Origin of the sequence: Comamonas koreensis, assembly GCF_021026195.1 — a bacterium.
Classification (GTDB): Bacteria; Pseudomonadota; Gammaproteobacteria; order Burkholderiales; family Burkholderiaceae_C; genus Comamonas; species Comamonas koreensis.
The window spans coordinates 236,436-249,515 of record NZ_JAJNCT010000005.1 but is presented as its reverse complement, the minus strand read 5'-3'; the positions used below and the strand labels follow the sequence as shown (position 1 = coordinate 249,515).

Below are 13,080 nucleotides of genomic sequence, written 5' to 3'. Positions count from 1 at the left end.
AAAGCTAAACCTGCCCTCAGTGGGATGGACGCGGATCGCCCAAGCCCGCGTTCAGACCCCCTGGTGAATCGGCAGGCCGGCGGTTGCCAAGGTCGTCGTCAAAATGCGCCCATAGGTGGAATCGGTAACAAACAGCTGCTTGCGCTCAGCACCCCCAAAGGCCAGGTTGGTGGTGGAGCTGCCCTTGATGCCGCAGAGCACCTGCACCGGCTCGGCCAGGTGGTTCAGCACCCAGACATAGCCCAGGCCCGGGTTGGCCACCAGCACATGGCCCTGGGCATCGACGGCCAGGCCATCGGGGCCGCTGGGCCCGTACGAGGTGAAGAACTGGCTCACCTTGGCAACGCTGCCATCGGGCAGCAAGGGCACGCGCCAGACGCAGTTGCCCCGCGTCACCGCCAAATACAGCACGCGGCCATCGGGTGACAGTGCCACGCCATTGGGGCTGGGCACATGGTTCAGCAGCAGATCAAGCTGGCCATTGGGCCGCAGGCGGTACAGGCGGCCGCTCGGGTCATGCAGGCCGCTCTGGCCCTGGTCGGTAAAGTACAGATTACCGTCGGCATCAAAAATCAGGTCGTTCACGCCCTTGAAGCTCTCGCTGTTGCGGCGCTCCAGGTAGGGCGTTACCGCGCCGCTGGCCACATCCAGCTGCATCAGGCCGTTCTTGTAGTCGGTGATCAGCAGCTTGCCCGGGGCCAGAAACTTCAGGCCATTGGGCTCGCCGTCGTACTCCGCCACCTGGCTCCACTGGCCCTGCGCATCGATGCGGAAAATGCGGCCCCAGGGGATATCGCTGACGTAGAGGTTGCCGGCCTCGTCAAATACCGGGCCTTCCAGAAACGAGTCTGTTACCGTGCCGCCCCGGTTGGCATCGGCCCAGGCGCTGCGCTCACGGCGGCGAAAGGATTCGGGCATGGCGCTGAAGGTGTCCAGGGTGCGGACTTCAGGGGATTGCAGCAAAAACATGGGGCGGCCTTCTTGGCATCAAAAACGGGAGGGGTGTGTGCAGGATCTTGCCAGGGTTCAGCAAGACTGAAAGCCGTAAAGCTGGGCGGGGTTGTCGACCAGAATGCAGTCCATCATCGCATCCGATACCGACCAGGCCTGCAGCAGGTTGACCAGGTCCGTGTCGTTGACGGTGCCTGGCCGCTCGGTGGTGTGCGGCCAGTCAGAGCCCCACACCAGGCGCTCAGGGGCGGCCTGCACGAGGGCGCGGCCCAGCGGCACGGTATCGGCATAGCTGGGGCCATGCACCTGGGAGCGCATATAGGCGCCAGAGAGCTTGACCCAGCAACGGCCGCTATCCAGCAGACGGCGCAGCACGCCATAGGCCTCGGCCGATGGGCCTTCGGCCGGGTCAATGCGGCCCAGATGGTCGATCACCAAAGGGACTGGCAGCTGCTGCAGCACCGGCTGCAATTCAATGATCTGTGCCGGCTCGGCAAACACCTGGATATGCCAGCCGCCACAGTCCGGGTGGCGCGCCAGCTTTTGCGCCAGGGTCTGCAGCATCTCGGCCGTTGTGGTGCCCCAGGATTGGGGCGAGACAAAGTTCACCCGCAAGCCGCAAACGCGCCGCGCAGCCAGACGGGCCAGCTCGGCATCGCCCACATCAGCATCCACCACCGCCACGCCGCGCGCGCTGTCGCCCAATTGGTCGAGTGCATCCAGGGTGCAGGCATTGTCGCTGCCATAGGTGGACGGCGTAACCACCACCGTGCGCGAGGTGCCCAGGCGCTGCTGCAGCTGCCGGTATGCTGCTACCGGCGCATGGGGTGGTGTGCGCGGCCAGTGTGCCGACGGCGCAAAGCGCGTGTCGAAGATGTGCATATGGCTGTCGCAGGCCAGCGCAGGCAGGGCGCGCGCGGGTCGGTTCAGGCCGACCGAATGCGGCACGGGGGTGGAGAGATCAGGCAAGGTCATCGCGGTGCAGGCGTTTCATGAAGGGGCTGGCCGCTGCAGCAGCGGCCAGTGGGATGGAGCTCAGTCGAGTTTGATATTGCCTTTTTTCACCACCTCGCCCCATTTGGCATCTTCCTTTTTCAGAAAGGCGCTGAACTCTGCCGGTGTCGAGCCCACGGGCTGCGCGCCCAGGTCCGACAGGCGTTGCTGCACTTCTGGCTCCTGCAGCACCTCGGCAATCGCCTGGTGCAGTTGCTGGGAGATAGCGTCTGGCGTACCAGCGGGCAACAGCACGCCATTCCACTCATAGGCTTCGTAGCCGGGGATGACCGTCTCTGCCACCGTGGGCACATCGGGCAGGCGGGCCGAGCGCTGGGGCGAAGAGACGGCCAGCGCACGCAGCTTGCCACCGCTCACCAGTGGGTAGGACGCGGCCACGGTGGCAAACATGAAGTCCACCTGCCCGCCCATCACATCGGCAATCGCCGGGCCACCGCTCTTGTAGGGCACATGCACCATGTCCAGGCCCAGCTTCTGGCGGAACAGCTCGGCCGCCAGGCGCTGCACCGTGCCGCTGCCGCCCGAGGCAAAGTTGATCTTGCCCGGTTCGGCCTTGGCCTTGGCGATCAGGTCGTTGACGTTCTTCAGCGGCGACTCTGCCTTCACAACCAGCGCATTGGGTGCCAGCAGCACCAGCGACAGCGGTTGCAGCGCATTGGCGGCATAGGGCATCTTGGCGAACAGATGCGGGTTGATCGAGTAGGGCGTCGCGTCGTACAGCATGGTGTAGCCATCGGCCTTGGCCTTGGCCACAAAGCTCGCGCCAATGGTGCCGCTGGCGCCGGCCTTGTTCTCCACGATCACGCTGGTGCCCAGCTTGCTGCCCATGCGGGTGGCCAGCACACGGGCCACCGCATCGGCCGCGCCGCCCGGGGCGTACGGCACCACGATGGTGATGGGGCGCTCGGGGAAGGCGGCATGCGCCATCGTGGCGGCCAGTGCGCAAGCGGCGATCAGGGGTTGGATAAAGCGTGGCATGTTGTCTCCTGAAGGGGTCTAGGTATGTCTGGGGTGCGAGGTCTGGGTCAATCGGCTTTGAGGTCCAGGTCGCGGGCAATCTGGGTATAGGTCGTCACTTCGCGCGCCACCTGGCTGCCAAAGGCCTGGCCGCAGGTCGAGTCGGCATCCAGGCCCAGGCTGTGCAGCTTTTCTACGGTGGCGGCGTTGCCGGCAAAGTCGCGGGCGGCTTTTTCCAGCTGCTGCGCTACCGCGGCTGGCAGGCCGGCAGGCGCCATGACGCCGTACCAGACATCGGCTGCGTACTTGCCGCCACCGGCCTCGGCAAAGGTGGGCACATCGGGCAGCAGCGAAGACCGCTTGGGCGATGCCACAGCCAGCGCGGTCAGCTTGCCACTCTTGATCTGCGGCAGCACCGAGCCCAGGGTCGCAAACGAGCTGTCGAGCTGCCCGCCCATCAGATCGGTCACCACTGGGGCGGCGCCCTTGTAGGGCACATGGTTCAGCTGCAGGCCATTGGCGCGGGCAAACATCTCGGTCGCAAAGTGGCCGGAGCTGCCCATGCCGGCGGTACCGGCCGTCGTGCGGCCGGGCTCCTTGCGGGCCCGGGCCATGTAATCGGCGAGGCTCTTGACTGGCAAGCCCGGCGGCACCACCAGCACCGTCGGGCTGGTGCTGACGGTGCACAGCGGCTGGAACGACTTGACCGCATCAAACTTGACCCGGCCGCTGTAGAGGCCCGGAATCATCGTGTGGTTGGTAGCAGCAAACAGCAGGGTATAGCCATCGGCCGGCGCACTGGCCACCGCTTGCGCGGCCAGGATGGTGTTGGCGCCAGGCTTGTTGTCCACCACAAAAGGCTGGCCCAAGTTGCGGCCTGCGTAGTCGGCAAAGGCGCGGGCCACCACATCGGTGGGTCCGCCGGCCGCAAAACCCACCACCAGCCGCACCGGCTTGGCCGGGTAGGCAGGGGTTTGCGCAAAGCTGGCGCTGGCCGCCAGCGCTGCCGCTACCACCAGCGTAGGCAGCGCCAGTGCGGGCAGATTTTTCTTCTTGAACATGTGCTTGTCTCTTTCTCAATCCATGCGAATGCCGCTGGCGCGGATCACACCGGCCCATTTGGCGGTCTCGGCCTGCACAAAGCTCGTGAATGCCTGCGCGCTGGAGCCTACGCCTTGTACACCCAGTTCGGCAAAGCGTTTCTGCATCTCGGGGCTGGCCACGATGGCACGGGTTTCGGCCTCCAGGCGCTGCAGCACCGGTTGGGGCGTGCCAGCAGGGGCGAACAGGCCGTTCCACTCGTTCACCTCAAAACCGGCCAGGCCGGATTCGGCCATTGTCGGCAGCTGCTCCCAGCCTTCGCTGCGCTGGGCGGAAGTGATCGCCAGCGCGCGCAGTTTGCCGCCTTTGACAAAGGGGCCGCTGGCCGTGGTGGCGCTGAACATCACATCCACCTGGCCGCCGATCAGGTCAGTCAGCGCCGGTGCGCCACCGCGATAGGGGATATGCGTCATCTCCAGCTTGGCGCCTTGCTTGTACAGCTCGGCGGCCAGATGCTGCGCGCCGCCGTTGCCAGCCGAGGCATAGCTGAGCTTGCCCGGTGCGGCCTGCGCAGCGCGGCTCAGGTCGGCCACCGAATGCAGAGCCGAGTGGGCCGGCACCACCAGCAGCAAGGACACCTGGTTGATCAGCGAGATCGGCGCGAAATCCTTGGCCGGCTGGTAGGGCAGTTTGGCGAACAGGCTGGGGTTGACGGTGAAGGCCGTTGCATCGAGCAGTAGCGTATAGCCATCGGGCGCAGCCTTGGCCACCGCCGCCGCACCAATGGTGCCGCTGCCGCCGGGGCGGTTGTCTACGATGACTTGCTGGCCCAGCCGGTTGCCCAGCTGGGTGGCCAGCAGGCGCGCGGTGTTGTCGGCATTGCCGCCGGGCGGGTAGGGCACGACGAGCTTGATGGGCTTGTCGGGCCATTGGCTCTGCGCCTGGGCGGGCAGCGTCGCGCTGCCGGCTAGGAAGGCGATGGCCGCCAGCGTCTTGGCCGCTAGCGCCATCGGCCAGCGGCGCTTAAAAACCTGCTTCATCTTTGTCTCCTGTCTTGCTCAGGGGGTCTGTAGCGGGCCGCATGCTTGCGGCCTCTTGGTGTTTGCTGGGGCCGGGTGCATGCCCGGCCCGTTGTGCTGCACGGGCAAGCAACGCTGGCTTGCCCTTGATCCAGCCAGTGCTTCAGGCCGTGGCTGGCGCCTTGGCCAGTACGGCCAGCAGGTTCCGGGCGGCGCTCACGCCCATGTTCACGTAGGCATCGCTGGTCACGCCGCCGATGTGGGGGCTGAGCACAAAGCGCGGCTCGCCCTGGAAGGGGTGGCCGGCGGTCATCGGCTCGACCGCAAAGCTGTCCAGGCCCGCAGCCATTACCTGGCCGGCGCGCACGGCATCCAGCAAGGCGGCCTCGTCGATCAGGCCACCACGCGCGGTGTTGACGACGATGACGCCGCGCTTGCACTGCGCCAAGGTGGAGGCGTTGAGCATGCCCCGGTTCTCGTCGGTCAGCGGGCAGTGCAGCGAGATCGCGTCGGCCTCGCGCCAGATCGTGTCCAGGTCCACGCTCTGCACATAGGCCGGCAGGTTCTTGGCAAAGGGGTCAAAGCCAATCACGCGCATGCCCAGCGCATCGGCCATCTTGGCAAAGCGCAGGCCGATGGCACCCAGGCCCACGAGGCCCACGGTGCGGCCCCCCAACTCCAGGCTCTTGTGCGTGGCCTTGTCCCAGTGGCCGGCATGCATGCGGGCATCCAGTGCCACGACCGACTTGGCGCAGGCCAGCAGCAGCGCCAAGGCCTGCTCGGCCACGGCGGCGGCGTTGGCGCCCACGGCGGCTACTACCTCAATGCCGCGCGCCTTGGCCGCGACTTTGTCGATGGTGTCGGTACCGCTGCCGTGCTTGGAGATGACTTTGAGCGACGGCGCCGCATCCATCACCGCCGCACCCACCTTGCCGTAGCGCACGATGATGGCGACTGGGTCATGCTGCTGGGCCAGCGCCACCAGGTCGTCTTCCGTCGGTGTTTTGCCGGCGTAGATGACTTCATAGCCGCCGAGCAGGTCCAGCGCTTGCTGCGCCAGATCGGCGCCAGTCACGATGATGCGGGGGTTCACAGCGATTCTCCTTCCTTGAGCACGCCGGCCGCACGCAGTGCAGCGGGCAGCCATGCCGATGCCGTGTCGCCACGGGCAATCGCGTCGATGCGGGCGGCTTCATCGGCGACCTTCTTATCGGCCAGCGCCAGCATCGCAGGCGCCTTGGCGCGCTCGATCACGACCACGCCATCGGCGTCGCCCACGACCAGGTCACCGGGGTTGACCGTGGTGCCGCCGGCCGAGACCGGGTGGTTGATGCGGCCGGGCACAAACTTGGTGGGGCCGGCGGGGTTGAAGCCGGCGCTGAATACCGGAAAGTCCAGCGCCAGGATTTCGAGCTTGTCGCGGATGGCGCCATCGACGATGACGCCGGCCAGGCCCCGCTTCTTGCAGGCGCTGAGCATCAAGGTGCCCATCAGCGCGGCCGTCTGGTCGCCCTTGCCATCGATCACCAGCACATCGCCGGGTTGGGCCAGCGCAATGGCGGCGTGGATCATCAGGTTGTCGCCGGGGCGCACTTCGACCGTGAACGCCGGGCCGGCGACCTGCATGTTTTGCTGCACCGGTGCGACCCGCGCATGCATGGTGCCTCGGCGGCCGGCCACGTCGGCCAGAATGGCGGCCTGGAAGCTGCTGGCCTTGGCAACGACGTCAGCGCTGACGCGCTCGATGTCACGGATGATGTCGGGAAGTTGGCTCATGGTGTAGGTCTGTTGGGAGGGATGGAGAAAAAAGGGCTAGGGCTGGCGCTGGGCGCCGCGCGGGTCTTTGCGTGGTGGATGGCCTGCACTCTGTTGGCGGAGCCTGCGTTTTGCAGCGCGCCCGGCGGTTGGGGGCTGGGCGCTGTACTGCCCGCCGGGAAGCGGACGGGCACAGCCAAGCTGGCGCAGTGCATGGCGCGGTCTCTCAGCGGATAGGGTGGAAAGGCGGGTGGTGCGGGCCGGCTGTGCGGAGGCCTTAGTTCAGGCTGGCGCCCGAGTCCTTGACGATCTTGGCCCAGCGGGGCACTTCGGCGCGCATCAGCTTGCCAAAGTCTTCCGAGCTGCCGCCCAGGATGTCGCCGCCCTCGGAGCGCAGCTTTTCCTTGACGTCCGGCTCGGCCAGCGCTGCATTGATGGCCTGGTTCAGCTTTTGCACCACGGCGTCGGGCGTGCCTGCTGGCGCGAGGATGCCAAACCAGGTGATCGCCTCAAAGCCTGCGCTGCCGGATTCGGCCATCGTCGGGGTCGAAGGCAGTTCGACCGAGCGCTGCTTGGACGTGACCATCAGCGGCTGGAGCTTGTCATTGCGCACCTGGCCGATGAGGGACGGGATCGATCCGACAAAGAGGTCGATCTGCCCGCCCGACAGGTCGGTGATGGCCTGGGCAATGCCCTTGTAGGGGACATGGCGCAGCTTGACGCCCGTGGCCTGCTCAACCTGGGTGACGGCCAGGTGGGCAACGGTGCCATTGCCCGAGTAGCCGACGGTGACGGTATCGGGCTTGGCCTTGGCGGCCTTCAGCACTTCGGCGATCGAGTGCAGCGAGGTGCCGGCACCGCTGACCATCAGGATCGGCGACGAAGAGACGAGGGCGACCGGGGCCAGGTTCTTCAGCGGGTCATAGGGCAGCTTTTTGTACAGCGCCGGGTTGATGGCCAGGTTGCTGGTTTGGCCCATCACCAGGGTGTAGCCATCGGGGGCGGCCTTGGCAGCGGCATCCACGCCCAGGTTGCCACCGGCGCCGGGCCGGTTGTCGACGACGATGTTCCAGCCGTTTTTCTCGGTGATTTTTTGCGCCACGGCGCGGGCAATCATGTCGGTGCCGCCGCCGGGCGGAAAGGGCACAAACAGGCGGATGGGCTTGGCCGGGTAGTTGCTTTGGGCGTAGGCACCGGTGGATGCTGCCGCCAGTACTGCCGTGCCCAGCGCCAGGCTGCACAGGCGCGCCGAGATCGAAATCGCTCGTGTCGTGATCGTCATACGTTGTCTCCGTATCGTTTTGTGATTTATTCCTTTTGGTTCAAGACCTGTTCAAAGCCTCGATGACCAATCGGTGCGCCACTTTAAAAAAAAGTTTCAAGGGATACAATGCCGTTTCAAACAATGAAACACATTGCACGATGAGCAACCCTTCTCAGCGCCCCAAAAGCCCCCGGCCCAAGGCCAAAACCGCGCCTGTTGCTGCGCCGCCGCCGGTGCTGGAATCGGCCCATGCCGAGGCACTGCCAGAAGAGGGTGCCTCGTCCACCAGCACTGTCACTGCGGTGTTGCGTGCCATGCAATTGATAGATGCTTTTGCGTTGGGAGAATCGCATTTGCCGCTGGCCGAGTTGAGCCGGCGCTGCGGCCTGCACAAGACCACGGCGCTGCGCATTGCACGCACCTTGGCGCAGTCGGGCTACCTGGTGCAGCGCGACGATGGCGACTGGCGCTTGGGCCCGGCGGCGGGTTGGTTGGGCGCGCGTTACCAGGCCGGTTTTGATGTGCAGAACGTGCTGGAGCCAGCGCTGCGCGCGCTGACGATGGCGAGTGGCGAGAGCGCCGCTTTTTATGTGCGCGAAGGCAATGTGCGCACCTGCCTGGTGCGGGTAGAAGGCCCCCAGGCCTTGCGCCACCATGCGCGCATGGGCGAAGGCCTGCCGCTGGACCGGGGCTCGCCCGGACGGGTGATTCTGGCGTTCTCCGGCGAGCCGGGTGACCTGTACGAGACCATACGCCGGCGCGGCTTCCACTGGTCGATTGGCGAGCGCGAGCAGGGCGTGGCCACCATTTCCGCGCCGGTGTTTGGCAAGCACTGGCGGCTGCTGGGCTCCGTCTGTGTGTCGGGCCCTGCGTCGCGCCTGCCGCAGCACAAGCTGGAGGAAATGTCCAAGACGGTCATTGCCGCCGCCAACCAGATTTCCTATGAATTGGCGGGCAACGCCATGCCTTCGCCAACCCTGGTCCGGGCCAGCCACTGGCATCCCTGAGTCCAGCGCGGATGTCCGTGGCGCGTTCCCCGTGCTGGCTGCCGAACGATGGATTGCCGCAGCGGCTTAGCGCACCATGCAAGGGCGCTTGTTGTCAAAGCGCCAGTTGGGCACCAGGTACTGCATGGCGATCGCATCATCACGCGCGCCCAGGCCGTGCTGCAGGTAGAGCTGGTGGGCGCGTTCCACCGCATCCATGTCCAGCTCGATACCCAGGCCGCCCTTTTGCGGCAGCGCGATGTAGCCGCCCTTGATCTGCAGCGGCTGCTTGGTGAGGCCCTGGCCGTCCTGCCAGATCCAGTGCGTGTCGATGGCGGTCACCTTGCCCGGAGCGGCGGCGCCCACATGGGTGAACATGGCCAGCGACACATCGAAATGGTTGTTCGAATGCGAGCCCCAGGTCAGGCCAAAGGCCTGGCAGAGCTGGGCCACGCGCACGGAGCCCGAGAGAGTCCAGAAGTGCGGATCGGCCAGCGGAATATCGACCGATTGCAGCGACAGCGAATGCGCCATCTGGCGCCAGTCGGTGGCGACCATGTTGGTCGCCGTGGGCAGACCGGTCGCGCGGCGGAACTCGGCCATCACTTCGCGGCCGGAGAAGCCTTCTTCGGCACCGCAGGGGTCTTCGGCATAGGCGAGGATGCCGTGCAGATCGCGGGTGATGCGTACTGCGTCTTTCAGCAACCAGCCGCCATTCGGGTCCAGGGTGATGCGGGCCTTGGGAAAGCGCTCGTGCAGCGCACGGATCGCTTCGACCTCGTCCTCGCCACGCAACACGCCGCCCTTGAGCTTGAAGTCTTCAAAGCCATAGCGCGCATAGGCGGCTTCGGCCAGGCGCACGATGGCCTGCGGGTCCATGGCTTTTTCATGGCGCAGGCGCTTCCAGTCGTCGGCCTCGTCGGGAAAGCTCTGGTAGGGCAGATCGGTCAGGTTGCGGTCACCCACGTAAAACAAATAGCCCAGCATCTGCACCGAGGTGCGCTGCACGCCGTCGCCCAGCAACGCCGCCACTGGCACGCCCAGGTGCTGGCCCAGCAGGTCCAGCAGGGCCGATTCGGCAGCGGTCACCGCATGGATGGTGGTGCGCAGGTCAAAGGTCTGCAGGCCACGGCCGGCGCTGTCGCGGTTGGCAAAGTTGCTGCGCATGGCGTTGAGCATGGCGTTGTAGTGGCCTACCGGCTGGCCCAGGATCAACTCGCGTGCATCTTCCAGTGTGTTGCGAATGCTCTCGCCACCGGGCACCTCGCCCACGCCGGTGTGCCCCTCGCTGTCGGTCAGGATCAGCAGGTTGCGGGTAAAGAACGGCGCATGGGCACCGCTCAGGTTGAGTAGCATGCTGTCGTGCCCGGCCACCGGCACCACACGGTAGCCGGTGATGCGGGGGGTGGAACTGGGGGAGGTGCTGGGGGTGGCTTGCATGGTGGGCAAAGGTTGAATATTGGGGGGTGTGCAGCGGGCGTGTTGGCTGGCCCGCTGCGGGGTCCGTTTTCTGTTTATTGTGCGGTGATGTGGCCTGTGGTTATCACCTGCTTCCAACGCGCAAACTCCTTGCGCTGAAACTCGGTAAAGACCTCGGGGCTGTTGCCGACGACTTCCAGGCCCATGTCGGTGAACTGCTTGCTGACGGCAGGGTCATGCAGCGCTTTAGCAATGCCGTCATAGAGCTTGGCTTTGACATCGGCCGGCAGGTTCTTGGGGGCGGCAAAGGCCTGCCAGGCATAGACGTCCATGCCGTCAATGCCGGCTTCGGCCATCGTCGGCACATCGGGCAGCACGGCCGAGCGCTTGTTGCCGGTCACCGCAATGGCCTTGAGCTTGCCCGACTTGATATGCGGGAACACGCTGTTCACGTTCTGGAAGGACATGTCCACCTGGCTGCCCAGCAGATCGGCGGTGGCCGGCGCGCCGCCCTTGTAGGGCACATGCAGGCCCTTGGTGCCCGTCTTCTGCCAGAACAGCTCGGCGGTCAGGTGATCGGACGAGCCCGCGCCCGAGGTCGCAAAACTGACCGTGTCGGGCTTGGCCTTGAGCATCGCGATGACATCCTGCACGTTGTTGACCTTGGGTGCCAGGCTGGGGTTGACCACCAGCACATTGGCCGTTTGTACCGCCACGGTGATGTAGCTGAAGTCGCGCGTCGGGTCATAAGGTAGGCCCTTGATCAGATGGGGCGCCACCACCAGCGGTGCCAAGGATGAGACCAGCAAGGTATAGCCATCGGCCGGGGCGCGCGCCACCTGGGCGGCACCAATGCTGCCAGTCGCTCCTGCCTTGTTTTCCACCACCACCGTCTGGCCCCACTGCTGGCCCAGGTTGTTGCCAATCGCGCGGGCCACCGTGTCGGTCGCGCCGCCTGCGGGGAAGGGCACGATGATGGTGATCGGCTTGTCCGGCCAGGCCCAGGCGCTAGGGCTGGCGGCCAAGGCCGCAGCGCTGGCGCAGACGAGGGCCGCTATCTTTTTCCATCCTTGTTTTGGGGTGGTGCTCATGTTTGTCTCCTGCTTTTAAGGCGTTGCTGAAATCTGGCTGAGCGATGTTTCGCTTCGAATAGTTAACGTTAACATTAGAATTTGTCGTATTGTTAACGTTAACCTTGGCTGAGAAATCAGTAATTACCCGAAATTGCCAGTAGGTCGGGGCAGGGAATTTTGTCGGGGAGCTGTTTAGCCGCTGCTGCGCTGGGTGATGGAAAAGCCGATATCGACATGCGGCGCATCGACGGGCTGGTCCAGGGTGCGGGCCACAATCATGTCGGCTGCGAGCTGGCCAATGCGGGTGCCATCCAGCCGCACGGTGGTCAGCGGCGGGGCGGTGTCCTTGGCAAACTCCTGGTCGCCCAAACCGACAACGGCCAACTGCTGGGGCACCTGCAGGCCCTGGTGCTGCGCCTCGATCAAGGCGCCCAAGGCAAGGGTGTCCGAGCTGCAGAAAACGGCAGTCACCTCGGGGCGCTGGGCCAGGATCTCGGCCAGCCCACGCCGCCCGCCACCCAAGGTGCTGGGGGCTGGGGTATAGGCCACCGTTACCTCGGGCAGGCCGGCCGCTTGCGCTGCTTGTGCATAGGCCGCCACACGCACCCGGGCACGCGCATCGTCACCGCTGACCATGCCCAGCTGCCGGTGCCCTTTGCCAATGAAATGCGCCGCCACCGCTTGGCCAATGGCGCTGTGCGAAAAGCCCACCAGCATGTCGATGGCCGAATCGGTCAGGTCCCAGGTCTCCACCACCGGAATGCGCGAGGCCTGCAACAGCGCCCGGCCTTCTTCGGATGCCGCCATGCCGATCATCACAATGCCATCGGGCCGGCGCTGGATGATGGCGCGGATCAGGTCCGCCTCCTGCGCTGCGTCATAGCCGGTGCGGCCAATCATCAGCTGGTAGCCGTGCTGGTTGAGCGCATGGTCCAGCGACTGGATCAGCTCCTGGAACACGGGCCCCACCAAGGTCGGCAGCAAGGCCGCCACCAGCCGCGCCCGCGACAGCCGCAACCCGCTGGCCAGCGCATTGGGCACATAGCGCATGCTGGCGATGGCATCGCGCACACGCTGCAAGGTCTCCGGGTTGAGCCGCTCGGGGTGGTTGATCGCCCGCGATACCGTCATCGCAGACACGCCCGCAGCGCGGGCTACATCTTGGATCTTGGACGGTCGGTTGCTGGCTTGCACGGGCTGGTGGGGAAGGTGGCTGAAAGTGCCGCTATCGTAGTCCATGCCAGGGGCTGCGGGGCGGTGCAGCGGGATTGAGATGGAATTTGGACGAAGTTGGGGTGTTGGTAGTGGCCCCGTTCCAATAGCCATCACTCCGGGGTTTGATGGCTGAGCATCCTCCCGCCCTGTAGGTTCTCATGGGTCTTGAAAATTCGTGTCCTTGTAGATCAAGGACATTTGCAGCATCAGTTAGAACGGTTGATCCAGCCAGTCTCATACTCTTGCAGAGATCCTATAGACCAAGCTAGGAGTGATCTGCGGACGGAACTTGCTCGATGGCGGCTTGTGACCCAAAACAGTCGTTCGGTTAGAAGCTCCAACGCCGCAACTCAGTCAAGCGGCGTGCTCGATACCACGAAAACCAA

The 13,080-nt window shown here is 65.3% G+C and carries 12 protein-coding genes; 1 reads left to right on the top strand and 11 read right to left on the bottom strand.

What is annotated here, in order from left to right; all coding sequences use genetic code 11:
- Window positions 1-51 precede the first annotated feature (51 nt).
- From LPW39_RS03250 to LPW39_RS03215, 8 genes are all read right to left on the bottom strand, one after another.
- Window positions 52-969, bottom strand: a complete 918-nt coding sequence (locus tag LPW39_RS03250; protein ID WP_230771291.1) for an SMP-30/gluconolactonase/LRE family protein — start codon at window positions 967-969, stop codon at window positions 52-54.
- 57 nt (window positions 970-1,026) lie between these two features.
- The gene (locus LPW39_RS03245) at window positions 1,027-1,926 is read right to left on the bottom strand and encodes an amidohydrolase family protein (RefSeq protein WP_230771289.1); all 900 of its coding nucleotides are present in this window, start codon (window positions 1,924-1,926) and stop codon (window positions 1,027-1,029) included.
- 60 nt (window positions 1,927-1,986) lie between these two features.
- Entirely contained in the window at window positions 1,987-2,943 is a 957-nt protein-coding gene (locus tag LPW39_RS03240; protein WP_230771287.1) for a tripartite tricarboxylate transporter substrate binding protein, read from the bottom strand.
- Window positions 2,944-2,990: 47 nt separating this feature from the next.
- A complete protein-coding gene (locus tag LPW39_RS03235; protein WP_230771285.1) occupies window positions 2,991-3,983 on the bottom strand; it encodes a Bug family tripartite tricarboxylate transporter substrate binding protein in 993 nt (330 codons plus the stop codon).
- Window positions 3,984-3,998: 15 nt separating this feature from the next.
- Window positions 3,999-4,973, bottom strand: coding sequence for a tripartite tricarboxylate transporter substrate binding protein (locus LPW39_RS03230; protein WP_407928799.1), 975 nt, complete (start codon window positions 4,971-4,973; stop codon window positions 3,999-4,001).
- A gap of 172 nt (window positions 4,974-5,145) precedes the next feature.
- Window positions 5,146-6,075 (bottom strand): NAD(P)-dependent oxidoreductase, encoded by a 930-nt coding sequence (locus tag LPW39_RS03225; RefSeq protein WP_230771282.1) that lies wholly within the window; start codon window positions 6,073-6,075, stop codon window positions 5,146-5,148.
- The gene (locus LPW39_RS03220) at window positions 6,072-6,758 is read right to left on the bottom strand and encodes an RraA family protein (protein ID WP_230771280.1); all 687 of its coding nucleotides are present in this window, start codon (window positions 6,756-6,758) and stop codon (window positions 6,072-6,074) included. The genes LPW39_RS03225 and LPW39_RS03220 overlap by 4 nt, the downstream gene beginning before the upstream one ends.
- 256 nt (window positions 6,759-7,014) lie before the next feature.
- On the bottom strand, window positions 7,015-8,019 hold the full coding sequence (locus tag LPW39_RS03215; protein WP_230771278.1) for a Bug family tripartite tricarboxylate transporter substrate binding protein: 1,005 nt from the start codon (window positions 8,017-8,019) through the stop codon (window positions 7,015-7,017).
- A 140-nt stretch (window positions 8,020-8,159) separates the two neighbouring features.
- On the opposite strand from LPW39_RS03215, the gene LPW39_RS03210 reads away from it, so the two are divergent.
- Window positions 8,160-9,008, top strand: a complete 849-nt coding sequence (locus tag LPW39_RS03210; RefSeq protein ID WP_269075739.1) for an IclR family transcriptional regulator — start codon at window positions 8,160-8,162, stop codon at window positions 9,006-9,008.
- A 66-nt stretch (window positions 9,009-9,074) separates the two neighbouring features.
- Here LPW39_RS03210 and gudD read toward each other — a convergent pair whose 3' ends face one another.
- From gudD to LPW39_RS03195, 3 genes are all read right to left on the bottom strand, one after another.
- The gene (gene gudD, locus LPW39_RS03205) at window positions 9,075-10,427 is read right to left on the bottom strand and encodes a glucarate dehydratase (RefSeq protein WP_230771276.1); all 1,353 of its coding nucleotides are present in this window, start codon (window positions 10,425-10,427) and stop codon (window positions 9,075-9,077) included.
- Window positions 10,428-10,501: 74 nt separating this feature from the next.
- Entirely contained in the window at window positions 10,502-11,497 is a 996-nt protein-coding gene (locus LPW39_RS03200) for a Bug family tripartite tricarboxylate transporter substrate binding protein (protein ID WP_230771275.1), read from the bottom strand.
- Window positions 11,498-11,671: 174 nt separating this feature from the next.
- A complete protein-coding gene (locus LPW39_RS03195; RefSeq protein ID WP_230771273.1) occupies window positions 11,672-12,718 on the bottom strand; it encodes a LacI family DNA-binding transcriptional regulator in 1,047 nt (348 codons plus the stop codon).
- Between the last annotated feature and the right edge of the window lie 362 nt (window positions 12,719-13,080).

Coding starts and splice junctions, on each gene's coding strand:
- LPW39_RS03250 (WP_230771291.1), bottom strand. CDS start 969: ATGTTTTTGCTGCAATCCCCTGAAGTCCGCACCCTGGACACCTTCAGC.
- LPW39_RS03245 (WP_230771289.1), bottom strand. CDS start 1,926: ATGACCTTGCCTGATCTCTCCACCCCCGTGCCGCATTCGGTCGGCCTG.
- LPW39_RS03240 (WP_230771287.1), bottom strand. CDS start 2,943: ATGCCACGCTTTATCCAACCCCTGATCGCCGCTTGCGCACTGGCCGCC.
- LPW39_RS03235 (WP_230771285.1), bottom strand. CDS start 3,983: ATGTTCAAGAAGAAAAATCTGCCCGCACTGGCGCTGCCTACGCTGGTG.
- LPW39_RS03230 (WP_407928799.1), bottom strand. CDS start 4,973: ATGGCGCTAGCGGCCAAGACGCTGGCGGCCATCGCCTTCCTAGCCGGC.
- LPW39_RS03220 (WP_230771280.1), bottom strand. CDS start 6,758: ATGAGCCAACTTCCCGACATCATCCGTGACATCGAGCGCGTCAGCGCT.
- LPW39_RS03215 (WP_230771278.1), bottom strand. CDS start 8,019: ATGACGATCACGACACGAGCGATTTCGATCTCGGCGCGCCTGTGCAGC.
- LPW39_RS03210 (WP_269075739.1), top strand. CDS start 8,160: ATGAGCAACCCTTCTCAGCGCCCCAAAAGCCCCCGGCCCAAGGCCAAA.
- gudD (WP_230771276.1), bottom strand. CDS start 10,427: ATGCAAGCCACCCCCAGCACCTCCCCCAGTTCCACCCCCCGCATCACC.
- LPW39_RS03200 (WP_230771275.1), bottom strand. CDS start 11,497: ATGAGCACCACCCCAAAACAAGGATGGAAAAAGATAGCGGCCCTCGTC.
- LPW39_RS03195 (WP_230771273.1), bottom strand. CDS start 12,718: ATGGACTACGATAGCGGCACTTTCAGCCACCTTCCCCACCAGCCCGTG.